This is a genomic window from Rhodanobacter sp. Root179 (genome assembly GCF_001428465.1).
Taxonomy (GTDB): domain Bacteria; phylum Pseudomonadota; class Gammaproteobacteria; order Xanthomonadales; family Rhodanobacteraceae; genus Rhodanobacter.
This window is the reverse complement of sequence record NZ_LMHR01000084.1, coordinates 82,412-107,042: the sequence shown is the minus strand read 5'-3', so window position 1 is coordinate 107,042 and position 24,631 is coordinate 82,412. Positions and strand designations below refer to the sequence as shown.

At 66.7% G+C, this 24,631-nt stretch carries 21 protein-coding genes; 15 read left to right on the top strand and 6 right to left on the bottom strand.

Annotated elements, in window-relative coordinates; genetic code table 11:
• Positions 1-61 precede the first annotated feature (61 nt).
• The 3 genes from ASD82_RS17795 (at position 62) to ASD82_RS13115 (ending at position 3,828) form a co-directional block, all read left to right on the top strand.
• Positions 62-622: a hypothetical protein gene (locus ASD82_RS17795; RefSeq protein ID WP_157599270.1), complete on the top strand. Its 561-nt coding sequence runs from the start codon at positions 62-64 to the stop codon at positions 620-622.
• 161 nt (positions 623-783) lie between these two features.
• The gene (locus ASD82_RS13120; RefSeq protein ID WP_056718266.1) at positions 784-1,587 is read left to right on the top strand and encodes a M28 family peptidase; all 804 of its coding nucleotides are present in this window, start codon (positions 784-786) and stop codon (positions 1,585-1,587) included.
• Positions 1,588-2,052: 465 nt separating this feature from the next.
• Positions 2,053-3,828 (top strand): DUF2207 domain-containing protein, encoded by a 1,776-nt coding sequence (locus tag ASD82_RS13115; RefSeq protein ID WP_162253827.1) that lies wholly within the window; start codon positions 2,053-2,055, stop codon positions 3,826-3,828.
• Between the two features lie 64 nt (positions 3,829-3,892).
• Here the strand turns inward: ASD82_RS13115 and ASD82_RS13110 are convergent, their stop codons facing one another.
• Entirely contained in the window at positions 3,893-4,468 is a 576-nt protein-coding gene (locus ASD82_RS13110; RefSeq protein WP_056718264.1) for a hypothetical protein, read from the bottom strand.
• A gap of 446 nt (positions 4,469-4,914) precedes the next feature.
• Here ASD82_RS13110 and ASD82_RS13105 point away from each other — a divergent pair, with 446 nt between their 5' ends.
• From ASD82_RS13105 to ASD82_RS13095, 3 genes are all read left to right on the top strand, one after another.
• Positions 4,915-5,844, top strand: coding sequence for an ABC transporter ATP-binding protein (locus ASD82_RS13105; RefSeq protein ID WP_235580716.1), 930 nt, complete (start codon positions 4,915-4,917; stop codon positions 5,842-5,844).
• Positions 5,841-6,596: an ABC transporter permease gene (locus ASD82_RS13100; RefSeq protein WP_082585348.1), complete on the top strand. Its 756-nt coding sequence runs from the start codon at positions 5,841-5,843 to the stop codon at positions 6,594-6,596. The genes ASD82_RS13105 and ASD82_RS13100 overlap by 4 nt, the downstream gene beginning before the upstream one ends.
• A 410-nt stretch (positions 6,597-7,006) precedes the next feature.
• Positions 7,007-7,915, top strand: a complete 909-nt coding sequence (locus ASD82_RS13095; RefSeq protein ID WP_056718261.1) for an alpha/beta hydrolase — start codon at positions 7,007-7,009, stop codon at positions 7,913-7,915.
• A 188-nt stretch (positions 7,916-8,103) separates the two neighbouring features.
• Here ASD82_RS13095 and ASD82_RS13090 read toward each other — a convergent pair whose 3' ends face one another.
• Positions 8,104-8,622, bottom strand: coding sequence for a lipocalin-like domain-containing protein (locus ASD82_RS13090; RefSeq protein ID WP_056718260.1), 519 nt, complete (start codon positions 8,620-8,622; stop codon positions 8,104-8,106).
• A 105-nt stretch (positions 8,623-8,727) separates the two neighbouring features.
• Here ASD82_RS13090 and ASD82_RS13085 point away from each other — a divergent pair, with 105 nt between their 5' ends.
• The 3 genes from ASD82_RS13085 (at position 8,728) to ASD82_RS13075 (ending at position 10,673) form a co-directional block, all read left to right on the top strand.
• Positions 8,728-9,636, top strand: a complete 909-nt coding sequence (locus tag ASD82_RS13085) for a LysR substrate-binding domain-containing protein (protein WP_056718259.1) — start codon at positions 8,728-8,730, stop codon at positions 9,634-9,636.
• A gap of 86 nt (positions 9,637-9,722) precedes the next feature.
• Positions 9,723-10,067 carry a YciI family protein gene (locus ASD82_RS13080; RefSeq protein WP_056718258.1) on the top strand — a complete coding sequence of 115 codons (345 nt, stop codon included), beginning with the start codon at positions 9,723-9,725 and terminating at the stop codon, positions 10,065-10,067.
• Between the two features lie 105 nt (positions 10,068-10,172).
• Entirely contained in the window at positions 10,173-10,673 is a 501-nt protein-coding gene (locus ASD82_RS13075) for a DUF1801 domain-containing protein (protein WP_235580715.1), read from the top strand.
• A gap of 121 nt (positions 10,674-10,794) precedes the next feature.
• Here the strand turns inward: ASD82_RS13075 and ASD82_RS13070 are convergent, their stop codons facing one another.
• Positions 10,795-11,124 (bottom strand): hypothetical protein, encoded by a 330-nt coding sequence (locus ASD82_RS13070; RefSeq protein ID WP_082585346.1) that lies wholly within the window; start codon positions 11,122-11,124, stop codon positions 10,795-10,797.
• Between the two features lie 177 nt (positions 11,125-11,301).
• On the opposite strand from ASD82_RS13070, the gene ASD82_RS13065 reads away from it, so the two are divergent.
• Positions 11,302-11,850: a YdeI/OmpD-associated family protein gene (locus ASD82_RS13065; RefSeq protein WP_056718256.1), complete on the top strand. Its 549-nt coding sequence runs from the start codon at positions 11,302-11,304 to the stop codon at positions 11,848-11,850.
• Between the two features lie 106 nt (positions 11,851-11,956).
• Here the strand turns inward: ASD82_RS13065 and ASD82_RS13060 are convergent, their stop codons facing one another.
• From ASD82_RS13060 to ASD82_RS13050, 3 genes are all read right to left on the bottom strand, one after another.
• Positions 11,957-13,168, bottom strand: coding sequence for a DUF6596 domain-containing protein (locus ASD82_RS13060; protein ID WP_235580714.1), 1,212 nt, complete (start codon positions 13,166-13,168; stop codon positions 11,957-11,959).
• Between the two features lie 39 nt (positions 13,169-13,207).
• A complete protein-coding gene (locus tag ASD82_RS13055; RefSeq protein WP_056718254.1) occupies positions 13,208-13,555 on the bottom strand; it encodes a YciI family protein in 348 nt (115 codons plus the stop codon).
• Positions 13,556-13,705: 150 nt separating this feature from the next.
• Positions 13,706-14,698, bottom strand: coding sequence for a DUF2268 domain-containing putative Zn-dependent protease (locus ASD82_RS13050; RefSeq protein ID WP_082585345.1), 993 nt, complete (start codon positions 14,696-14,698; stop codon positions 13,706-13,708).
• 227 nt (positions 14,699-14,925) lie between these two features.
• Here ASD82_RS13050 and ASD82_RS13045 point away from each other — a divergent pair, with 227 nt between their 5' ends.
• The 5 genes from ASD82_RS13045 to ASD82_RS13025 all read left to right on the top strand — a co-directional run bounded on the left by ASD82_RS13045 (position 14,926) and on the right by ASD82_RS13025 (position 24,565).
• Complete coding sequence (locus ASD82_RS13045; RefSeq protein WP_200950299.1) at positions 14,926-15,765, top strand: endonuclease/exonuclease/phosphatase family protein; 840 nt, start codon at positions 14,926-14,928, stop codon at positions 15,763-15,765.
• Between the two features lie 233 nt (positions 15,766-15,998).
• Positions 15,999-18,926 carry a TonB-dependent receptor gene (locus ASD82_RS13040; RefSeq protein WP_056718252.1) on the top strand — a complete coding sequence of 976 codons (2,928 nt, stop codon included), beginning with the start codon at positions 15,999-16,001 and terminating at the stop codon, positions 18,924-18,926.
• 204 nt (positions 18,927-19,130) lie between these two features.
• On the top strand, positions 19,131-21,650 hold the full coding sequence (locus ASD82_RS13035) for a glycoside hydrolase family 3 N-terminal domain-containing protein (RefSeq protein ID WP_235580713.1): 2,520 nt from the start codon (positions 19,131-19,133) through the stop codon (positions 21,648-21,650).
• Between the two features lie 48 nt (positions 21,651-21,698).
• Positions 21,699-23,267 (top strand): glycoside hydrolase family 30 beta sandwich domain-containing protein, encoded by a 1,569-nt coding sequence (locus ASD82_RS13030; RefSeq protein WP_056718251.1) that lies wholly within the window; start codon positions 21,699-21,701, stop codon positions 23,265-23,267.
• Positions 23,264-24,565 (top strand): MFS transporter, encoded by a 1,302-nt coding sequence (locus tag ASD82_RS13025; RefSeq protein WP_056718250.1) that lies wholly within the window; start codon positions 23,264-23,266, stop codon positions 24,563-24,565. Before ASD82_RS13030 ends, ASD82_RS13025 begins: the two co-directional genes overlap by 4 nt.
• The last annotated feature ends 66 nt before the right edge of the window (positions 24,566-24,631 follow it).

Sequence of the window (24,631 nt, the reverse complement as noted above, 5' to 3'; positions counted from 1 at the left end):
TCTGCTCGATCAAGTCACAATTGCTGTCGGGCGTGTTGACGCTTTGAGTCGGGGAAGGGAGATGACGATCTGGGAACTGCGATGCGCTTCCGTTCGAGACTACGCCATGGTTGTCTCTCTGAACCGGGATGACATGCTTGAACGGCTTTCCAACACGAATGGAAGTCCGAAAAATTGGCTTGATCGTCCGCTCGTCGGCTTGGCGGACAGCGCGCGAGGCAAGAACCCGCGTCCGGCGGCCGACGTTAGCGCCATGGTCGCTGGTGCATTGGTTCTCAACGAGCGAGCAGGGATGCTGCTGGCTCCGTTTCTGTTGCAGTTCGGGCAACTGCTTGAGCTCGATTGCCAAGGTAGTGGTGAGCTTCGCTACTTTTACAACGTCACCAACATCATCCATTGCGTCAATGTGGAGGGCTCCGAAATGTCCGACCTGGGCGACGTAAAAATGGAGGCGTTCAATGAATTGAAGATTCCCGTTGAGCCCGCCATCTTCAAGGATCCCGCGACGGCAGACGTCAGGATCTATATCAATGATTCCGGCAAGAAGCAGATGGACAGCTTGATAGCTTCCGCGAATTTGACTGGCATCGAATGTGGCGCTCTGGCCCCGCTGCTCTGGTAAGTAAATCCGGCTCAGAAGCGGACGGGGATACTCTGTTGGAAACAATGAGCAAAGGCCGTGGCTTCGCCATGGCTATCGGGAGCCGGACACAGATTTCAGGCTGCCGATCATCGCAGCGGCGCTTTCGCTCGAATACCCCGCTGGGTCTGGCCGGAAAGCCGTTGCCGCACTTCGACCTGCCGGAGCATTTTCGTGCCCACTTCCAGCTCCGTCATCGCGTGATCACTTCGGCCAATGTGCTGGGCGTGCTGCCGGGAACGGACCCGGCCGTGCGCGATCAGACGGTGGTGATCTCGGCCCATCTGGACGGCTACGGGCGCGGCGAACCGGTGGATGGTGACGACATCTACAACGGCACGCTCGATGATGCGGCGTACGTTGCGCTGCTGCAGCGGCTGGCCGAGCGTCGACACGGCAACGGGTTCCGCCGGTCGGTGCTGTTTGCGGCCTTCACCGGCGAGGAGAAGGGCATGCTCGGCAGCCGCTGGTTCGTGGCGCATCCCACGATTCCGATGCGCGCGATCGTGGCCAACATCAACCTCGACCAGATCCGTCCGATCTTTCCACTGGACTTGCTGACCGTGCACGCATTGAACGACAGCACGCTCGGCGATGCGGTACGCACCGTGGCTTCGGGCATGGGCATCAAGGTGCAGCTCGACCCCGAGCCGGAACGCAACCTGCTGCGTCGTTCCGATCACTGGCCCTTCATCCAGGCAGGCATTCCCGCCACCGGCTTCGTGTTCGGCTATCGCCCGGGCACCGAGTCCGAGGCGCGCTATCGCCACTGGTACCAGGTGCAATACCACCACCCGCAGGATGATCCGAGCCAGCCGATGGACTGGACGGCCGCCGGCAAGTTCAACCGTTTCTTCTACGCGCTGGTGGCGGCGGTTGCCGACGCCGACCAGGCGCCGCAGTGGAAGACGGGAAGTTCGCTGGCGCCGCGTGCAGCGACCCCATAGCGGTCGGCGCTTGCTTCGATGGGTGGCGTCAGCGATTGGATGCGGTGAAGCTGTTCGATGCATGAAGCATTCCGTCGTCATTTGGCGACGAGGGCGGTTCTCACCTGGCGGTGCGCGGGCTACGCTCAGCGAGAACGGATGGAACCTGGTCGGACGGCCTTGAGTGAGTGCGGTCAGGCCGGGTGGGAGGGCGATCCGGGCCTGCGGTGTGAAGCACGAAAGAGGCGAACATCCGCTGTCGCGGTGCAGCTTGCATTGCCAGCGCCGTGGTCGAAGAGGAAACTCCTGCGGCGACAAGCGACAGGTGCCGAAGACTCATTCGAGTCGATCAAATTTTCAGGGGAAGCATGTGCCAGGGACGAGCTTCGGCGAAACGCAGCGGGCGGATTGCACGGATTGGCGTGGGCTGCTCACACTCATCCCCTTCAACGGATGTTCCCTCGACCGCGTCCCGGACGGCCGCTGGTGAGGCCCGGATCAGATCGGCCGCGGCGAGTGATCGCGCGCCTGCTGTGCCTTGTCGCGCTGGCGCTGGTTACGGCCACTGCGTTCTCGCAGGACGCCAGCCAGTCGGGTACCCAACCCGCCATGCTGTCGCGCGACACCAACATCACGGTGGGTGACGGCCATGCGATCGAGGTCGACGAGACCACGCGGGTCAACGCGCTTGCCCCATCGGTGTTCCATCGCGATCTGGCATTTCCGGGCCGGCAGCTCCAGCCCATCGACGTGTTCTTCATGGGCGCCAGCGAGAGCGACCAGATTTTGAACGCCGAGGTGGTGCCGTGGATGGACGGCGTGCGCATCGGTGTGCCTGCGGCGCGCCACGGCAGGCCGCGTGAATTTGAGATCGAGTTCCGCATCCTGCACGGCGTTGCCGTCGGTGATGACGGCAAGCTGGTGTGGCCGATCACTCTGGCCAGCAATCGACTGCCGCTGCAACACGCCCGCGTGCAAGTGACGCTGCCGGAGGAGACGCCGTCCAGCCAGATTCATGCGCATTTCCAGCTCGATGGCGTGCCCGTGGATCAAGGCCAGATCCACGTCAGCGGAACCCGGGTGACGCTCGACTGGGCTGCGGCCATCGCGCCGGGGCAGACGCTGGATGCGGTGGTCACCTTTCCGCGAGTGAGCGGGCCATGGTCGTTTGATCCGCCGAAGGCGCCGGCGTGGATGTTCAACGGACCGCTGTGGCTGGTGGTGCTGGCCTTGTATTGCCTGATCGCGAAACGGCTCATCAGCGGCGGCGCCGGCAAGCCCGTGATCGTGGAGTACGAAGCGCCACCAGGCTGGTCCGCCGGCGCCATCCGCTTGCTGTGGCATGGCTTCTGGGATCGCGGGTGCTTTGCCGCCGGGGTGCTCGGCATCGCGGCCAAGGGCGGGCTCATGCTCGCCCAACAGGCCGACGGCAGCTGGATGGCGACGCGCGCGGGCGACGACTACATGCCCACCCTGACGGCCGACGAACGGTCATTGCGCCGGGGCTTGTTCACCTTCGGTCAGACGGTGTCCTTTTCGAAAGAAAACGCCGACAGCACCGGCCTGGCCGAGCTGGCCTACCGGCGTGCGGTGGAAGCGCGCTGCGCGAGCGAGCGCCCGCTGGACCCCGCCTTGCTGCTGATGCCGGGCTGGTTCATCGCGCTGGCGGCGGCCACGCTGTTGTTCTTCGGCATCGACAGCCGATGGGCGATGATCGCCGAGATCATCGTGGTCAGCCTGGTCGGCGCGTTCGCGCTGGCGATCGTCGTTGGCACGGTTCGGCTTGCGCTGCTGCGCGCCATTCGGATGCAGGCATGTTTCGTGGCCGTGATCAGCGCGGTCGGCCTGTTGGGCGGTGGTCATCGGGAGGATTGGCTGGTGGGCGTCGTACTGCTGGCCGGCCAGGTCGTCGCGGGCTGGTGGCTGCTGCGCCAAGCCCAGGCCGACACGCCGGTGCTGCACAAGCTGCGCGGTTTCCGCTGGTATCTCGACACGGCCGAACAGCAGGAAATGGATGCGCGCTACAAGCCGTCATTGCATCCCGAACTGCAGGCCAGCCTGCTGCCGTACGCGATGGCGCTGGACGTGGCCGTGACCTGGAACGCCCACTTCGCGCAGGCGCTGGCGCAGACGCAAGGGCAGCCGGATTTCATGGCCGGGCTGAACCCCGACCACGACCAGGCCGCGCTGGATCTGCTGGCCTTTGCGCAGTCCATGGTGCAACAGCACGCACCGGACAGCCGCGGGAATGGAGGCCATTGACGTGGTCTGACGGGCCGTTGCCCGCGCGCTCCCCTGCGAGCGACCGTACGGCTCGCGCCGCTGGCTACGGCGCGGCCGTCCCGCCGTGCAGGACCTGCCGGTCGAGCTCCGAGCGCAGCAGCGCTACAGCGACATTGATTTCCTCGCTGCTGGCCTGCTGCAGCGTCTGGATGAAGCGTTCCAGGCTGCTCGGCGCGACACCCTCACGCAACGCCGGAAGCATGTCGAGCCAGCCTCCCTTGATGCGCCCCTGCTGCAGATAGATGTCCATCAACTTCTCGGCCTCGAACCAGAACCGGGAGGTCCCGACCCGGACGGCGGTGTCGATGGTATCCACGCTCCAGCTACCCTGCGCCGTGACGTGCAGGTCGATTTTGCGCTTTCCGACCCTGGCCAGCCCTCCGCACAGCAGCGCCAGGGCCGCCTCCCGTGCCTGGGCGCTGACGCCCGTCTGCAGCAGCGCCGTTACCGCAGCGTCGCGTTGAAGGGCCACCGCCATCCACAAGCCGTGCTCGCGTTCCTCGTCCGTGGAACACCGCGTCACGACGCTGGTTGCGGCTTGCGGCGAGTTGTCGTTCCACAACAGTTCGATGATGTTCTGCTTGAACTCGAATTGGGTGTTCTCTGCTTCCGTTGCCATGAGCGTTCCAGGTGTGGTCGTGGCTTCATGATAAGACCGTTCAAGTCGGCGCGGCGCAGGCGGGTTGTTTCTGGGTTGGTCGATGCGCGGGCGCGTTGATCAGGCGATTTCAGGCTCTTTCGGTTGTCTCGCGAAACGTGTGGGGACGAGCACGACGTACCGCAGTTGTGCGTGAGGATGGCTTCCTGGTGATGCCGCAATGGCTTGCGCAAGTCATGAGGCTTGGGGCATTCATGGGCCCGCTATGCGGAAGGGCCGGCGCCGGCGGTCTGTACATGGGAGACGCCCGCTGGCTTTTCTCGCAACGGCCGTGCGGCCAGCCGTCGGTGGAATCCGGTCGTTTCATCGGCTGTGTAAAGCGCCGTGCCACAAGGCAGGGTGCCAACGGTCACGCCTGACTGTTGGCCCATGTGGGGACCGGACGACCTTTGTAGCCTGACCTCACCATGAGTATTCCAGCTGAAAAGATGGCCATCCAGACGCATGGCCTTACGCGCGTCTTCCGCGGTGGCCAGGGTGTCCACCAGCTTGATCTGGCGGTTCCCGCGGGCGCCATCTACGGATTCCTCGGACCCAATGGTGCTGGCAAGACGACCACCATTCGCCTGCTGCTGGGATTGCTGCGGCCCGAAGCCGGGGAGGTCTGGCTGTTCGGTCGGCGCCTGACCCGTGCCGATCGCGAGGCGTTGAGCGGGATGGGGGCGATGGTGGAAAACCCGTCGCTGTACCCGCACCTGAGCGCGCGCGACAACCTCGAGGTGACGCGGCGCCTGGTCGACGCGCCAGTGGCGCGTATCGACGAGGCTCTGCATGTCGTCGACCTGCAGCAGCACGCACATCGTCGCGTGCGCGAGTTTTCGCTTGGCATGCGCCAACGCCTGGGTATCGCGTTGGCGCTGCTGAACCGGCCGCGGTTGCTGATCCTGGATGAGCCGACCAACGGCCTGGACCCGGCCGGCATTGCCGAGATGCGGCGCGTCATCAAGCGCATGACGCAGGAGCTTGGCCTGAGTGTGTTCCTGTCCAGCCACCTGCTGAGCGAAGTCGAGCAGCTGGCCACGCATGTGGGTGTGATCCATGAGGGTCGGTTGCTGTTCCAGGGCACGCTCGACGACCTGCGAGAACGCTCCGGCGAGTATCTGGAAATCGTTTGCGACGACAGCGCGACAGCCTGCGCCCAGCTGCTTGAAGCGGGTGAGTCGCCAACGGCCGTCGATACGCGCACGGTGCGGCTGGCCCGGCCGGTGCAGGCCGACCATGTGCTCAATCGCCTGCTGGTTGCACATGGACATGCGGTGCATCGCCTGGTGCGCCAGCGGCCTTCGCTCGAATCCCTGTTCTTTGCGATGACCGATGCCAGGGAGAAGGCCGCATGAGTGTTTACTGGCGAGCCCTGCGGGCAGAAATGCTCAAGCTGAAACACACCCTGGCCTTGTGGATGGTGCTGATCCTGCCGCTGGCCGTGGCCGCCTTGATCGTGTTGGTGGGGAGCCTGCATCCATCGGCGCCACAGCGCTCCACCACTCCCGCCGCAGCCTGGCACGGGTTGGAAACCGGCATGTTCAGCCTGTGGTGCCTGTTGATGGTGCCGCTGTTTGTCACGCTGGAGACGGCCTTGCTGGCGGGGCTGGAACACGGCAACCAGCAATGGAAACATCTGCTGGCACTGCCACTGCCGCCGAGCGCGCATTACCTGGCCAAGCTGTTGATGATGGTCCTGATGGTGCTGGGGGCCTACCTGCTGCTGTGCGTCCTGGTCCTGCCGGCAGGCTGGATACTCATGGTCACCGCGCCCGACCACGGCCTCGCGGGGTTGCCGCCGCTGGCGGACCTGTGGCCGCTGCCGGCCGCCAGCTTCGCTGCCAGCATGTTGATCGTCGCCCTGCAGACATGGATCGCCTTGCGCTGGCAAAGCTTCACGCTGGCGGTGTCGGTGGGCATCGTGGCCACCGTCGTCGGCTTCATCGTCGCGCAATCGCGGTTCGGCAACTTTTTCCCGTGGACCTTGCCGGGGCGCATATTCCACCATGGCGGCGACATGCAGTTGACGCTGGCTGTGGGGCTGGGTGGCGGCGTGCTCGTTGCGGTGCTGGGGCTGGTCGACTTCCTGCGCCGCGAAAGCCCGTAAGCGCAGTGAAGCCATCCGGTGATGGATCCCTGCCGGGATCGATCACCTCGCGCCTCGCTCGCCGGAATGTCTTGCCGACGTTGGTTTGTTCGCGAACCGCGAACAGAACAAGGGGAGGAAGGGAGTTGGACTGGAATATCTTCCCGTAGCGTTTGCCCTGCGGATGCCGGTGGCGACGGTGGTCGTTGTCATCCGCAAAGCGGGGCGGCGGGCTTCCCAGCTCGTGGCAAGGGCTTCCCGCCAATGACTTGTGGCGTTTGATTGCCACCACGTGTCGCCATAACCTCGTTCCGTCTTCATGAAGGATGAGAGCCATGCGCTCGCTTCATCTTCTCGCCATTGTTCTTGCGGCCGGCTTCGCGTGCAGCGCCGCGAGTGCGGCTGACGTTCGCGGAACGGCGCAGCCCGGGATGCACGATGTCTTCAACCAGGTGCAGCAGAACGCCTGGTATCTGCCGACGACGGATCATGTGGCGAAGTTGTTCGTTACCGAGATCGGGCAGGGTGCGCCGGTGGTGTTCCTGCATGGCGGTCCGGGGCGCGATTTCCACTACATCATCGATGCCTTGCGCCCGCAGTTGGAACAGCATGCCTTCGTCCTGTACGACCAGCGTGGCAGCGTCCTGTCGCCGGTGCCGGCGGGAACCGAGGGCAAGCTGACCATGCGCCAGATGGTGGATGACCTGGAGGCGTTGCGGGTCGCGCTGGGCCGCGATCGGCTGGTGCTGTTCGGCCACTCGTTCGGCAGCCTGCTGGCCATGGCTTATTACCGGGCCCATCCCGCGCACGTGGAGCGCCTGGTCCTGGCCGGCTCCCTGCCACCGGTGATGGACAAGGCCATGGCGGATGCCTACGACAAAGCGCTGGACCAGCGGGAAACCGCCATGATGTCGCGCGAAGACGCCATTGCGCGGGCGCTGGCCGAGGCCGGCCTACCATCGGACAAGGGCCGCGACACACCGCGGCAGGCGAGGATGCGCTTGCGCATTCGCTACAACGCGCCGTTGGACCTGGTGCACGTGGAGCGCTGGCGCCAGCTCACCAGCGGGGGCATCTACTACAACCACGCGGCGGGCGCGGCGATTGCCGCGAGCATGCCTGCCTGGGACGTGCGTCCGGCGATCGCTGCGCACCCGGTGCCGATCACCGTCATCCAGGGCGACAGCGACTATCTCGATCCGTCGGGCCACTTGTGGTCCGCCCTGGCCAAGGCGGGAAAGATCCGCCTTCGCGTCATCCGTGATGCCGGGCACCGCGCCTGGATCGACCAGCCGCAGGCATTCGCCGAGGCGCTGCGCGATGGTTTGGACGGCCATTGACCAAACGGCGCGAACTGCCCGGGCAAGGTGGCGAGCGCCTCGGGCGCACGGCTGCCTGAGTTGAATGGCAATGCCGTCGCCGGATGTCGAATCCCCAAAGTGCCCGCCTGTGGCGGAGCACGACGGGCGTCAGAGTAAACCGTCCCGACGAGATGACGTCAGGGGGCAATGATCGACGGTGGGATGGCTCAGTCGCCGATGCGCCGCCAGACCGAGATGGGCACGTTGCCGTCTGGACGCGGTGGCACCCGGTAGCTGAGCGTGTCGCCGCGCAACTCGAAGCTGCGGCTCTGCTGCTGTCCCTCCCAGTTGGGAAAGGAGGCGCCTTCGATGCGGAACACCAGATGGTGGTCCGGTTCGACCGCGACCGTGCCGTAGTGGGTGCTCGAGCCCATCACGGCTGCCTGGTATTCCGGCGCGGTCGCCCTGGCCTTGCTCGGGTCGACAAAGCGGGGGCGGTCGCTGCGGTAGAGCTGCAGCGAGTAATGCCCAGCGTGGTCGATCAGCAGCAGGCCTTTCGGCGCATCGCCGTAGTCGCGCGAGCGCGAGCCATCCGGATGCAGCACGTTGGCCGCCACGAGGGTCCAGGTTCCGGCCAGCGAGATTTCGCCATGGGTGTCGTTTGCCGGAGTGCCGGCGGAGCAGGCCAGGCCGGGCAGCAGGCAGGCGATGGCGGCAAGACGGGAGAAGCGGCGGTGCGGATTCATGGGGTTTTCCTCTGTCGAATCGGGGGAGGTCGCAGCGATCGTAGGGTTTGAAAGCCTGCGGAAAAAGCGAATAATTCGAGGCCGACACTTTCGAATTGCTTACCGATGCCGCTCCCCAACCTCGACATGGATGCACTGCGCAGCCTGGTGGCGATCCTGCGCCTGGGCGGCCTGGCCCGTGCCGCGGAGCGAATCGGTCGCTCGCCGTCGGCGATCAGCCAGCAGATGCGCAAGCTGGAAGCTCAACTGGGCGAACCGCTGTTTCGCAAGCAGGGTCGCCGCGTGGTGCTGACCGAAGCGGGCGATCGGGTGCACGCGTATGCGCACCGCATCCTGGAGCTCAACGACGAGGCCGTGCATGCGGTGCGTGGTGCGGCGATCGAGGGCACGGTGCGTTTCGGCTTGCCGGGCGATTTCGCCGAGTCGTGGTTGCCGGCGGCGCTGGGCCAGTTCCGCCAGGCCTATCCGGCGGTGCGCGTGGACGTGCTGGTCGAACCCAACCGGCGGTTGCTCGAACGGCTCGACCGCGGCGAGCTCGACCTGGTGCTGGCCATGAACCAGGGCGCTCGCGCGGACGCCGAACACCTGGCCACGCTGCCGATGAGCTGGATCGGACCGAAAGGCACGGGCAAGCTCGTGCGGCCCGACAGCGTGCTGGACCTGGCGCTCTATCAGCCGCCGTGCTTCTTCCGCCAGGCCGGCACGGCTGCGCTGGATCGGGCCGGCATCGCGTGGCGACCGGCCTTCGTCACCGCCAGCCTGCACAGCCTGTGGGCGGGCGTGGGCGCGGGGCTGGGCATCACCGTGCGCACGGCCGCCGATCTTCCGCCCACGCTGATGCGCCTGGGCCCGCAGCACGGCCTGCCGCCGCTGCCGGGCGTGGAGCTGTGCCTGCACACCGCTCCCGGCGCGCCGTCGGCAGCGCTGGCCCGGCTGCGGCAAGCCGTGATGGAGCAGGCGCAGCTGCACCTGGGCCGGACGGCGAGGAAGGGAAGCGGCCCAGGCGACCGCTGACAAGGTGTCGTCGCGTTGTCGAAATGGCCAGCTCCTGTTCGTCGTGAACAGGAAGCAGCCACGACTGCGCAACCGGAAGGCATGGCATGAGCGAATACCTGATCTACTTCGACCAGCCGTGGGTCGGCGAGCATTCCGAAGCGTGGTTCGCGACGCGCGGTCCCCTGGCCAGGGCGGTGGTGGAGGAAATGAAGGCGGCCGGAGTCTACCTGTTGGCCGGCGGCCTGGAGGAGGATCCGGACGCGGCCTTCACCGCGGATGCGACCGGCGGCACGTTGAGATTCAGCGACGGGCCCTACGTGCGGAACCCGCAGTTTCTGGGCGGATTCGCCGCGATCGACGTAGCCGACGAGGCAGCGGCGAGGCGATGGGCCGGCAAGCTGGCCGAAGCCTGCGGCTGGCCCCAGGAAGTTCGCCGGTTCAAGTCGTAGCCCGGAAGAAATACGACGGACGGGCCACCGCACTCTGACCCTTTTCTCGTTTATGGGAGACGTGAAATGACACGCGCAGTTGACGCCGGGAAGACAGGCGACAAGGTGGCAGCAAAAGCCGGGGCCAGTCAGGTCGCCAAGGCAAAGTCGAAGGCCGGCGAGCACGCGGCGGAACCAGTGGGCGCTACGAAGCTGCTGGCGGCCATGACGGGCCGGGCCAGCTCGGCGAAGGCCAGGGACGGAGACGAGCCGGTTTTTGCCTATATCCGCAGCCTGCCGCAACCGCAACGCGGCATCGCCGAATCCGTCGATGCGCTGGCGGCCAGGACCTTGCCGGACTTGAAGCGCTCGGTGAAGTGGGGCATGGCGTGGTATGGCGTCGGTGACGGTTGGTGCTTCTCGTGCGGCGGCTTCATCGGTCACGTCAAGCTGACCTTCGGCCGCGGCACTTCGCTCCAGCCCGTGCCGCCGGTTACTCCGATCGGGATGGGCAAGGACTCGCGCGGCGTGGACCTCGCGTCGGTGGAGGAACTCGACGAACACCAGGTCGCCGCGTGGATGCAACAGGCCACGGCCATTCCCGGTTTCGGCGGGAAGAAGCGCTGAGTCGTCGGACCGGAGACGTTTCGGTGTGCTGGTCGAGGCCGCTGGCGCTGGCGTGCATGGGGCGGACGCACCTCCTGGCGACAGAACCGACAAGTGCAGCTGCCCCGTGTCCCGCTGGTGATCACCCGGGGAGGTGGATGGGCGGCTGGCCTGAAAGCGGATCGAGGTCGGACCGGGGTGCGGCGGCCGGCGCCGGACGGCGGCAGACCTGTCGTGTCGCGGGATCGACCTCGAACCGTTCTCCGCGTTCGTTCTCGATCAGCAGCTTGCCACCTTCGACGCGCAGCGAGCGGAACCACACGTCCTGCACGTCGCCTTCCAGCTCGGGACGACGCGGATTTTCGTAGACCTTGAGCCGCCACACTTCTCGATGGGAGGCGTCGCACGCGGCGAGCATGCCGCCGATCTGGCCATCCGTTTCAAGCGCGCCGGAAACCTGGGCATAACGCATGCCCTCGATGAAAACCGGCGGCACGTGCGGAGGAGGCACGCGGCTGGCGCAGGGTTTGGCGTGGTGGGTCATGGCGTCTGCCTCGTGCATCGCTGATCCGGGTAAAGGTAGCGCAAAGGTGTCGAAGCATGGCCTCCGCTCGGCATGGCCTGTGACCCTCGGCTACCATCCCTGGCCATGAATCATTCCGCCGACACGATCCGATGCAGGGCGAAGCTGCTGCGCCCTGCGATTCCGAAAGACGCGAGCTGGGCGTTCCTGGTGTTGCCGACGGCAGCGAGCGCGAAGCTGCCGACACGCAGCATGGTGACGGTGGACGGCCTGCTCGGCGGCCATCCGTTCCAGGCCACGCTGGAACCGGACGGCCAGGGCAGCCACTGGCTCCAGGTGGAACAGGCTCTGCGGGAAGCCGCCGGGATCGCCGTGGGTGACACGATCCAGCTGACGTTCGCACCGGTCGGGGTGGAGCCGGAGCCGAAGCTGCCCGCCGATCTGCGCAAGGCACTCGCCGCCCAGCCCACGGCTCTTGCGTCCTGGAACGACATCACGCCCGTGGCACGTCGGGACTGGATTCACTGGATCAGCTCGGGCAAGAAGGCGGAGACGCGCGAACGACGGATCCGCACGGCCTGCGACATGCTTGCCAGCGGCAAGCGTCGCGCCTGTTGCTTCGATCGCTCGGGCATCTACAGCAAGACTTTCAGTGCGCCGAAGGCGGCCGAATGAGGTGTTGGCGCGGCACGGGTTGCGGATGGCCTCGATGCAGTGACGCAGGAAGATCCGCCTGCATGCGCGGGAAAGCCGCGGGCTCGGCGGTTGCCTCGCGCTGAATTCAGCGCGGCAGCGCGGCCTGGCGTTCCTGCAGGAAACGGCGGACGGCGGGGTCGCTGGCCAAGCCGATCGCCATGTCGAACGCGTCGCGGGCTTCGGGATAGGCATGGGTTCGGGCTAGCAAGGCTGCGCGTGCGGCCCAGTAAGGCTGGTATTGCAGCAGCCGCCCGTCGGCGGCGAGTGTTTCCAGGATATCCAGCGCAGCGGACGGACCTTGCAGTTCGGCGATGGCCAGCGCGCGGTTGAGCGCGACCACCGGTGAGCCGGAGAGCGCAAGCAGCGCATCGTAGATCTGCACTTCGGGCGTCCAGTCGGTGCGCCCGCTGCGGCGGCGCTCGACATGCGCGGACTGCAGCGCGGCTTCGAGTTGATGCCGGCCGATGCGGCCCAGCGTGCTGGCGCGCAACAGCAGTGCTTCCGCCTCGTCGATCATCGCGTTGTCCCACAGCGCGACGTCCTGCTCGGCCAGCGGCACGTAGTCGCCCGCCGCGTTGCGGCGTGCACCACATCTGGCCTGCGCATGCAGCAGGCAGGCCAGCAGACCCAGCGCCTCGGGTTCCTGCGGCAGCAGCCGGGCCACCAGGTCGGCGAGGAACAACGCCTCGGCCGTGAGGTCGCGACGGATCAGGTCGGTACCGCCGGGATCGCTCCAGCCTTCCGCGTAGGCGGCGTAGATCGCATCCAGCACGCCGTCCAGCCGCCCGGCCAGCTCGTCGCGCGCGGGGATGGCGAACGGAATGCCCGCTTCGCGGATCTTCTGTTTCGCCCGGCCCAGGCGTTTGCCCATGGCCTCGGGTGACGCGAGGAACGCCGAGGCGATCGTTTTCGCATCCAGCCCCAGCACGGCCTGCAACATCAGCGGTGCGCGGATGCCCGCGTCGATCGCCGGATGGGCGCAGGCGAACAGCAGCGCGAGGCGCTGGTCGGGGATGGCCTCGTCATCCGCGATCGCCGCTGCGGTGTCGTCGATCTCCGCCAGAAGCTGCAGCTGAGCGGCGGCCGCTTCGCCACTGCGACGGCGGCGAATGCCATCGATGCCCTTGCGCCGGGCCACGGTCAGCAACCATGCCTCCGGGTTGGCGGGACAGCCGTTGCGCGGCCAGTCCGCCAGCGCGGAGGCGAATGCCTCGGACAACGCATCCTCGGCCGCCGCCACGTCGCGCATGGCGGCGGCCAGGAACGCGATCAGCTTGCCGTAGCTGCGACGCGCCACGGCGTCTGCAGTACGGCGCGCCTGCGCCGCGGCTTCCAACTACATGCTCCAGACCGGCCGCACTTCGATCGTGCCGTGGCTGGCTCCGGGGCAGCGCGCGGCCCAGGCCAGCGCCGCATCCAGGTCCGGCACATCGATCAGGTAATAGCCGGCCAGTTGCTCCTTGGAATCCACGTACGGTCCATCCAGCACCTGCGACTTGCCGTCGGCGACATGCACGGTGGTGGCGGTCGTGCTGTTCTGCAGGCGGTTCGAGCCGACCAGCGCGCCACCGGTCTTCAGTGCCTGCGTGTAGGCCGCATAGGCGGCGACGCCCTGAGCCTGTTCGGCCGGGGTCATCTGCGACCAGCTGCCCTCGTTTCCATACAGCATCAACAGATATTGCATCGAAGTTCTCCACAGTGAGTGATCGGCGGGCAGTGTGCGCCGCCATTCCCATGACGCGCGAGCTTCGGCGATTTGGACACGTGGCGTCGATTCTCGGTAAAGCTGTCTGGCCACAGGCATGTGCGGCCGTCTGCCGGTCAGGACACGGGATCAATGCCCGTTTCCGGCGAATGCCTTCCGCTGCTCGCGAGTGGCACGTCGACAGTCATGGTCGGCCCGCCAGCCGCTGCGTTCGAGGAGGGCGGCGGCGTTGTTGTTGTCGACATTGAGGATGTCCTGGATGGCGCGCTGCTTGTCCGTGGCCTGCGCGTAATAGGCGCGCACGATGCGGTAACCCACCCAGTAGCCGAGATCGCCCGGCCGCTCGGGCGTGCCGACACCGTTGTAGAGCCAGTCGGACATCCCGGTGCCCATCGCCCCGGTTTCGAAATCGCGTTCGATGCGGCATTCGCTGCCTCGCGTCCATCGCTTCAGATGACTGTTGGTGATCTCGCCGGAAGTCAGCTCGCCGATGAACTCGGCGCCGCCTTCCACCAGCGAGGTGAACAGCAGCGTGGCATCCGCCGGCGGATCGACTCCCGCAGCCGGCTGCTGTACGTGCACGTACTCGTGGGCGATCAGGTGAACCAGCCGCTGCACGATGTCCGGGTCCAGCCAGTTCGATCGGCAGACGACTTCCAGGCCGATGGTGACGCCTTCGGGCGTGGTGGTTCCGCCTGTGTTGTTGCGCCCGATGACGATGGTCACCGGTGGCAGGGCGGCCTGCGGGTCCAGCCGGGTCAGTTCGGAAAAGACCTGGCGCAGTTGCTCGCGTGCCGCCGGAAGCATCGGTACGCACTGGCGCGCATCGCGGAAAGCCCCCGGTGATTTCCCGATCGCATCGGCGAGCTTCTGCGCGGAAAAGATGCGCGCCTGGACGAACTGCTGCAGTCCCGCCGATCCGCCGTCGAGATAACCAGCCTGCAGTGCTGCGGCCGATGGCGTGCCGTGGGCCTTGTCGTAGACGGCGTAGAAACGCGCGACATCATCGATCCGCACCACCGGTTGCCCGGGGGCTGTCGATGGTGCGGCCTTCACGGCGGAAGTTGCCGGCACGGCGCCGGCAACGACAAAAAGCAGCAATGCAAATATCCATCGGCGCATCGTTAGTCCCGTGGTCTGATGGCCCGGCACGGGCCGTTCCCGAGGGCGAAGACTCGCACGATCTTCCCGTGTCGGCGACCCGACGACGGTGACCCGGCGTCCGTTCCCTGGCGACGCCTCCGCGACGGCAACCGCGACCGCGGTGCTGCCCGCAGGTTTTTGCAGGGGCTGCAGCGGCCGGCAATCCCGCTAGACTCGACTTCCCGCTTCCGTTCTGGAGATGGCTGATGAACCTGCGCCACTGGTCTTCGGTGTTTGCCTGCGTGTTGATGCTTGGCCTGTGCGTCCCGGGACGCGCGGCCGAAACGCCGCTGCGGGTGATGACGTTCAACGTGCGGGTGCCGGCGGATACCGGCATGAATGCCTGGGAGAACCGGCGCGACCTGATGGTGCAGGTGATCGAAGAGCAGCATCCGGACCTGCTCGGCACCCAGGAACTGACCGAGGAGCAGGGCGAGTATCTTGCCGCGCACCTGCCGGGTTACGCGTGGTTCGGACAGGGACGCGACGGTGGCACCAAGGGCGAGCACATGGGCGTGTTCTACCGCACGGATCGCCTGACGGTGGAGCACTCCGGCGACTTCTGGCTTTCCGATACGCCGGACGTGCCGGGCAGCCGGACCTGGGGCCAACCGCTCCCCCGCATGGTGACCTGGGCCCGGTTTCGCCAGCGCGATGGCGGCGGCAGCTTTGTCTATCTCAACACGCACTTCCCGTATCGCGACGAGGATGTGCGACCGCGCATGTTGAGCGCGAAGGAGATCGTGCAGTGGATCGGCAAGCTGCCAGCGGACACGCGGGTGATCCTGGCCGGGGATTTCAACTGCGCGCCCGAAACGCCGGTGCACGCCGCGTTGACGCATGACCTGCAAGATGCGTGGATGACTGCGGCGTCGCGCTCCGGTCCGGCGAAGACGTTCCACAATTTCACCGGCAACCCCGACCAGCGCATCGACTGGATACTGAGCCGCGGTTTCAAGGCGATCGCCGTCCACACGATCACCACCCACGACGGCGCACGCTATCCCTCCGATCATTTTCCCGTGATCGCCGAGCTCGGTCGGTAGCGCCACACCGGGCGACTGCTTCGCGAAGGTGGCGCAAATTTTTGCGAAGTGACTGTGCTTTGAACGGAAGGCCGCGCCCGCTCTCCGGCGATTGATCCAAACGGAGTAGGCTCAGCCGCCGACGCATCGCATAGTGATCGCGTCGCCATTTCGTGTCGGCTGCCTGGCGCAACATCGGCGTCATGCTGCCAGCGCGACTTCAAATCAAAACCAGGGGCAAAAGGGAGGCCTTCATGAACCATCGTCGTGCATTGCGTGGCGCGTCCGCGCCAGTCCGTTTTTATCCGCGTCCGCTGGCTGCCGCGTGTGCAGTCGCATTGTTTGCCTTCGCCGGCGCCGGACCTGCCGCCGCGCAGGACACCACGACCCAGCCGCAGGCGGCGCCCGTCAGCACGACTGCGACGGCGCAGGACGGCAAGGCGAAGCCCGGCGACAAGGCCGGCAAGAAGCCGAAGCAGCCGGTGACGGACATGAGCGGCGTGGTGGTGACCGGCATCGCCAGCAGCATCGCCAGTTCGATGAAGACCAAGGAGGACGCCAACAACATCGTCGAGGCGATCTCGGCCGAGGACATCGGCAAGCTGCCCGACGTCAGCATCGCCGACAGCCTGTCGCGCGTGTCGGGCCTGGCTACCCAGCGCGCCGATGGTCATGCCAACGCGATCGCCATTCGCGGCCTGTCGCCGGATTTTGCCGGCACCACGCTGGACGGGCGCGAACAGGCCACGGTGGGCGAGAACCGGGGCGTGGAATACGACCAGTATCCCGCCGAGCTGATCAACGGCGTGACCATCTACAAGACGCCCGATGCCAGCCTGGTCGGACAGGGCCTGTCCGGCACGGTGGATCTGCACACGATCAATCCGCTGGATCTGTCCAGGCGCACCTTCGTGTTCAACCTGCGCGGCGAACATAACGGCAACGGCTCGCTGAATCCGGGCACCGGCACCGATACCAACGGCCATCGCGCCAGCTTTTCGTACGTCGACCAGTTCTTCAACCACACGCTGGGTCTCGCGATCGGTGTCGCCACGGTCGACCAGCCGATCCAGGAGAAGCAGTACCAGGCGTGGTGGTGGAGCGCCGACAACGGCAGCGCCGGCATCGACCAGAACTGGGGCGGTCCGCACACGCCGGGCATGCCGGACAACGTGATCTCGCAGGAAGGCATGCAACTGCGCGCGCAGTCGCAGAGCCAGAAGCGCAACGGCCTGATGACCGTGCTGGAGTGGGCGCCGAACGACACCTACTACTCGAAGCTGGACATGTACTACTCGACTTTCACCAAGCGCAAGTTCACCAACGGCGCGCAGTGGTCGAGCAGCCCGTACGACAACGTCGGCTACGACAACGTGCAGACCGTGCCCGGCCAGCCGTTGCCGATCGTCACCGGCGGCACGATTCTCGGCGTCGCGCCGATCCTGCAGAACGAATACACCAAGGAACACGACAAGCTCTACTCGATCGGCTGGAACAACAAGCTGTACCTGGGCGACTGGACGCTGATGGCCGACCTGTCCTCGTCCAGTGCACGAGTGAAGCTGCACGATGCCTACCTGTTCAGCGGACTGGCGAACGGCGCCCTCACCGACGTCGCGTTCAACACGTCCAGTGGCTTCGGCTATCCGGACTTCCGCCCGGTGGCCAACCTGGCCGACCCCGGCACGATGGTGTTCACCGATCCGGACAACTACGGCTACAACGGTCGCGAGGAGCTGGACCGCCAGGACGACACCATCCACGCGCTGCGCCTGCAGGCCAGTCATGCGGTGGGCTGGATCTTCAGCGACATGGATTTCGGCGTGGCCTATTCGGACCGCACCAAGACCAAGCATGCCGACGTGCTGTTCGCCTACCTCGACGGCAACGGCTCGACCCAGGACACCTACCAGAACCACTTCAGCGCGCCGGTCGATCCCTCGCTGCTGTACAACCCCACGTCGCTGGGCTACGGCGGCATCCCCGGCATCCTCAACTACAACGTGCTGGGCGCGCTGTATGGCAACCAGTTCTACCGGGTGCCCAAGAACGGGCAGGGTGACTGGAGCCGCAACTACTCCGTCGAGGAGAAGGTGCCGCTGGCCTACGTGAAGTTCAACATCGACACGCGCCTGGGCGACATCCCGCTGCGCGGCAACGTGGGCGTGCAGTTCGTGCACACCGACCAGTCGTCGCAGGCGCTGCAGACCAATGGCGACACCCTGGTCGGCAGCATCCGGGATGGCGCGACGTACAACAACGTGTTGCCCAGCCTGAACCTGGTGGCCGAGATCGGCGAGCGGCAGTACCTGCGCTTCGGTCTGGCCAAGACCATGGCGCGTGGTCGCATCGACGACGAGAAGGTGTCCACCTCGGCCGGCGTGTCGAAGATCACCGACGGTCCCGGCGCGGGCCAGGTGCTGTGGTCGGGCAGCGGCGGCAACCCGCAGCTGCGCCCGTACGTGGCGGTCGGCACCGACCTGTCGTGGGAGAAGTATTTCGGCAACGCCAGCTACGTGGCCGCGGCGGTGTTCCACAAGAACCTGCTCAACTACATCTACAACCAGACCGTGCTGGACTACGACTTCTCCAACTACACCAACGACACGCCGACCCTGGTGCCGACCAGCAACATCGGTTCGTTCACCACGCCGGAAAACGGAACCGGCGGCAAGATGGATGGCCTGGAATTGTCCGGCGCGCTGGAGGGCGGCCTGTTGGCGCATGCGCTGGAAGGGTTTGGCGCGCAGGCGAACTTTTCGCTGACCAACAGCTCGATTCCGCTGTCGTCGATTTCGTCCGTTCCGGGCGGCCCGAAGACCTTGCCCGGCCTGTCGCGCAAGGTGGCGAACCTGGCGCTGTTCTACGAACGCTACGGCTTCTCGGTGCGCGTGGCCGAACGTTATCGCTCGTCGTTCACCGGCGAGGCGGTGGCCCTGTTCGACCAGCTGGGCTACACGAAGATCCTGGCCAACCGGCAGACCGACCTGCAACTGGGCTACGCGTTCAGCAGCGGACGCTGGAATGGATTGTCGCTGCTGCTGCAGGTCAACAACCTCACCAACTCGTCGGATTCCTCGGTGCAGGTCGCCACCTTGCCAAACAATGTGCCGATGACCCGGCCGCTGGAATACGACACCTGGGGGCGCACGGTCCTGTTTGGCATCAACTACAAGTTGTAGGCTGGGCCGGCAAAACCGGACAGCTCTCCCCGACGTCATTCCCGCATGGGCGGGAATGACGATTGGAAGCGGTGGTGGTTCGAGGTTCGCACGGGTACGTGGCGCACGGGCTTGGCATCGCGCGCAGGTTTGATGATTTGAGTGAGAGTTCCGATGATCGGTAGCCGGTGGGCGGGTCTGGCTTGCGCCAGCGTGGTGATGTTGATGGCAGGCCGTGGAGCGGTGGCAGCGCAGACGGCTTCGCCCGGGGTGGGCAAGCTGACGCACTACACCGACTGGCCGCACATCGCCTCGCCCCGGAAGACCGACCCGCAGCTCGATGCCCGGGTGCACGACATCGTGGCGCGGATGAGCCTGGCGCAGAAGATCGGCCAGATGACCCAGGCGGAGATCAAGTCGATCACGCCCGACCAGGTGCGCCAGTTCTACATCGGCTCGGTGCTCAACGGCGGCGGCTCGTGGCCGCAGGGCAACAAGCACGCCGGCACGGCGGACTGGTTGGCGCTGGCGGATCGCTACTACGACGCGTCGATGGCGGTCGATGCGCCGGTGAAGGTGCCGGTCATCTGGGGCACGGACGCGGTGCACGGCCACAGCAACGTGTTCGGCGCCACGCTGTTTCCCCACAACATCGGCCTGGGCGCGGCGCATGACCCGGAGCTGATCCGGCAGATCGGCGCGGCCACCGCGCGCGCCGTGCGCGCCACCGGTATCGACTGGGCCTTCGCCCCCACGCTGGCGGTGGCGCAGAACGCGCGCTGGGGCCGCACCTACGAAAGTTTTTCCAGCGACGGCCCGCTGGTGCATGCCTACGCCCGCGCCTACATCGACGGCTTGCAGGGGCATTTCGGCGACGCCAACGTGCTGGCCACCGCCAAGCACTTCATCGGCGATGGCGCGACCGCCAACGGCACCGACCAGGGCGTGGCGAAAGTGAGCCGACGCGACATGATCAACGTGCACGGCGCGGGCTATGTCGGCGCGCTGGAAGCGGGCGTGCTCAGCGTGATGGCGTCGTACAACAGCTGGGACGACGCAGTCGACGGGATCAACTACGGCAAGATGAGCGGCGCCCGTGCGCTGCTGACCGGCGTGCTGAAGGAGAAGATGGGCTTCCCCGGTTTCATCGTGTCCGACTGGAACGCGATCGGCCAGCTGCCCGGCTGCAGCAATGCCAGTTGTCCCCAGGCGATCAAGGCCGGCATCGACATGGTGATGGTGCCCGACGACTGGCGCGCCTTCATCGCCAACACCACGCGCCAGGTGCAGGACGGCGAGATCCCGATGGCGCGCATCGATGATGCGGTGAGCCGCATCGTGCGCGCCAAGCTGGTGATGGGTGCGTTCGGCAAGCGTCCGTCGCAGCGCGCGGGGGCCGGGGACGCGAGTCGCCTGCAGGATCGGGCGCTGGCGCGCCGCGCGGTGCGCGAGTCGCTGGTTCTGCTGAAGAACAACCACGACGTGCTGCCGCTCAGGCGCGGCAGCAGGGTGCTGGTGGTCGGCAAGAGCGCTGACACCATCGCCAACCAGGTCGGCGGCTGGTCGCTGACCTGGCAGGGCACCGACAACGGCAACGCCGATTTCCCCAACGCGACCAGCGTGCTGGCCGGCATCCGCGCGGCCGACGGCGCGGCGAACGTCAGCTACCGCGCCACGGCCGACGGCGTGGATCCCGGGACGTTCGACGCGATCATCGCGGTGATCGGCGAAACCCCGTACGCGGAAACCATGGGCGACATCATTCCCTCGGCCACGCTGCGCCACGGCGATCGTCACCCCGAGGACCTGGCCCTGCTGAAATCGGCAGCGGCGTCGGGCAAGCCGGTGGTGACGGTGTTCCTGTCCGGACGTCCGCTTTTCGTCAACGCGCTGCTCAACCATTCCGACGCGTTCGTGGCCGGCTGGCTGCCCGGCTCGGAAGGCGAGGGCATCGCCGACCTGCTGTTCGCCGAAGGGCAGGGCAGGCCCGCGTTCGATTTCACCGGCACGCTGTCGATGCCGTGGCCGGGCGTGCCATGCCCGTACGCCGGCGACGACCAGGCGGCGAACTGGCTGTTCGGGCGTGGCTACGGCTTGCACTATCGCGCCCACCACGAGCTGCCGGCGCTGCCGCTGCATGCCGGGGTCATGACTTGCGCCAACAGCTCGACGCTGCCGATCTTCCACACGCTGGCGCAGTCGCCCTTTGCGCTGTACCTGGGCGCGGGCCGTGACGGCAAGAAGGTGCAGGCGGTGGGCGCGGACCTGAATGCGGTGATCGAGTGGCCTGCCGACCAGCCTGTTTTCAGCCTGCGCACGGTGCAGGTCAACACGCAGCAGGATGCGAAGTCGATCACCTGGCGCGGGCCCGGCCGGTTCTTCGCGCAGAGCCCGCAGCCGACCGACCTGATGCCGCTGCTGGCCACCCATGCCGCCTTGCAGTTCGACCTGGTGATCGGCACGCCGGCACGTGGTCCGGTCACGATCTACATGGGCTGCGGCGAGGGCTGCACGCGGACGGTGGATGTCAGCGCGATGTTCGCCGCGTACAAGACGGGCCAGCGACATGCGGTGTCCATCCCGTTGCAGTGCTTCATCCGGCCCGGCGCGGACCTTGCCCATGTCGACGTGCCGTTCGGCGTGCTCGCCGCGCCGCCGTTCTCGGCCGCGTTCGCGGATGTGCGGATCGCGGCGGACAGCGCCGGCGCCGCAGAGGCGACCTGTCCCGGGACGGTGGCGCGATGAGCGCCGAACCGGGAGTGCACCGATCCATCCGGGGCAAGCGATCGCGCCATGGATGAAGCCTCGGGGGTGGGTCGCTGGACGCCCCTGCTGTCGGTGCTGCTGCTGACACTGGTGGCGCTGGCGGCGATGGACTGGCCGCGCCCGGGCCTGTTCGCGGGAACCACGGGCAAGGTGCTTGCGCTCACCGGCCCGCGGGTCCACGTGTGGCTGAGCACGGCGGATCGCCGCCTGCAGCTGGCGGCGCAGTCCGATACGTTCGCGCACCCGCAGGCCGCGAGTGCCAGCGAGGCCGATGTCGTCATCGACCTCGACCGGAAGTACCAGACCATGGCCGGCTTCGGGGCGGCGCTCAGCGATTCGTCGGCGTGGCTGATCCAGAACCGGCTCAGCCCTTCGCAGCGCAGCGCCTTGCTGCAGGAGCTGTTCGGTCCGCCGCCGGGGCTCAACTTCAACATGCTGCGCATCACCATCGGCGCCTCGGATTTCTCGCTGCAGCACTACAGCCCGGACGACATGCCCGCCGGCGAGGTCGATCCCGATCTGCAGCATTTCAATGTCGCCGTGGACCAGCGCAACGTGATTCCGGTGCTGCACGACATCCTGGTCATCCAGCCCGGCGCGCTGATCATCGCCTCGCCGTGGAGTGCGCCGGCGTGGATGAAGAGCAGCGCCAACCTGATCAGCGGCACCTTGCTGGAATCCTGGGAGGCGACCTATGCGACCTACCTGGTGCACTTCGTGGACGCGTTCCAGGGTGCCGGCATACCGATCTTCGCGCTGACCGTGCAGAACGAGCCCGCGTTCGAACCGCTGACCTATCCGGGCATGACCTTGGCCGCCGATGCGCGCGCCCGGATCATCGGCAAGTATCTCGGCCCCGCCCTGGCAGGGCGCAAGCCGGAAACGGTGATCCTGGGCTGGGACCACAACTGGGATGCGCCGGACCAGCCGCTGAGCGTGCTGGCCGATCCCGATGCGCAACGCTATCTCGCGGGCATCGCCTGGCATTGCTACAGCGGCGACCCGAGTGCGCAGACCACGGTGCACCGCGCGTTTCCCCGCAAGGACGCCTACCTCACCGAATGTTCGGGTGGCGATTGGCCGTCCGCCCGCAACGGCGAGCTGCTGCTGTTTGCGCGCAACATCGTGATGATGGGGGTGAAGAACTGGGCGCGGGGCGTGGTGTACTGGAACCTGGCGCTGGACGAAAACCATGGCCCCCACGCGGGCGGCTGCGACGAGTGCAAGGGCGTGGTCACCATCGACTCCACCACGGGCGCGATCAGCCGCAATGACGAGTATTACGCATTCGCCCATTTCAGCCGGTTCGTGTTGCCGGGCGCGGTGCGGGTGAAGTCCGGCAACACCAACGCGGGCGTGCACGAAGTGGCCTTCCAGAATCCGGACGACGGCTCGGTGGTGCTGGTGGCGGTCAACGGCAACACCCAGACCAACCGCCTGTCGGTGCGGCAGGGCGCATTGCGCTTCGAGTACGACCTGCCCGCCAGCAGCGTGGCAACGTTTGTCTGGACGCGCGATGGTGCGGATGCGCCGGCCGCCGCAACGATCGCCGCGCCGACCGCCGGCACTTCCCCACGCCCGAGCGGCAAGCCATGAGCGGCATGTTCCATTCGCTGCGCAGTCATAACTATCGGCTGTGGGCCGCCGGTGCGTTGGTGTCCAACGTGGGCACGTGGATGCAGCGGGTGGGCCAGGACTGGCTGGTGCTTACCGTGCTGACCCACCACAACGCCACCGCGGTCGGCACGGTGATGGCGCTGCAGTTCGGGCCGCCGCTGCTGTTGCTGCCGCTGACCGGGCTGGCCGCCGATCACCTGGACCGCCGCAAACTGCTGCTGTTCACCCAGGCAGTTTCGGGCCTGCTGGCGCTGGGGCTGGGGCTGGTCACCCTCACCGGCGTGGTGCAGTTGTGGCAGGTGTACGGCTTTGCCCTGCTGCTGGGCATCGTCACCGCGTTCGACGCGCCGGCACGGCAGGCCTTCGTGTCGGACCTGGTCACCGACGATGACCTGGCCAACGCGGTGGCGCTGAACTCCGCCTCGTTCAACGCCGCCCGCATGCTGGGGCCGGCGGTGGCCGGCGTGCTGATTGCCGCGGTCGGCGAGGGCTGGCTGTTCCTGATCAACGCGGGTTCGTACGCCGCGGTGATGGTGTCGCTGTGGATGCTGCGGGTGGACGAGCTGCATGCCGAGGCGCGGCCTGCCAGCACGCGAGGCAGCCTGCTCGCGGGGTTTCGCTACGTGGGGCGACGGCCGGACCTGATGGCCGTGCTGGTGATGCTGTTCCTGCTCGGCACCTTCGGTTTCAACTTCGCCATCTACATTTCGACCATGTCGGTGACGGTGTTCCACGGCGACGCCAGCCAGTACGGCCTGCTGACCTCGTCGATGGCCGCGGGCACCATGTGCGGGGCGCTGCTTTCGGCCCGTCGCGAACTGCCCGGCATGGTGCTGATGGGCGGTGCCGCGGCGGCGTTCGGCCTCACCCTGGCGCTGGCGGCGGTGATGCCAGGTCCGCTCCTGTTCGCCGGCGTGCTGTTCTTCGTGGGCGTGGCCGCGCTCACCTTCATGACCGCCAGCAATTCCATGATGCAGCTCACCACCGAACGCGGCATGCGTGGCCGGGTGCTGGCGTTGCGGATTGCGGTGGTGATGGGTGGCACGCCGATCGGCGCGCCGCTGGTCGGCTGGGTGGTCGACCACTTTGGCGCACGCTGGGCGCTGGGAGTGGGCGCGCTGGCCGGCGTGGCCGCGGCGGCCGTGGCGGTGACCTACCTGGTCAGGCACCGGCACCTGAGGCTGTTGCGGAGCGGAGGCCGGCTGCGTCTGGCCATCCATCCCGAACCGGCCGACGTGACCGCGGTTCGTGTGGCCGCGGGCGAGCGGGTGACTTGAGTGGCACACAGCATAGGGAAAGATCGCGGCAATCGCGGATCAACCCATCAACCCCCGACAGGAATG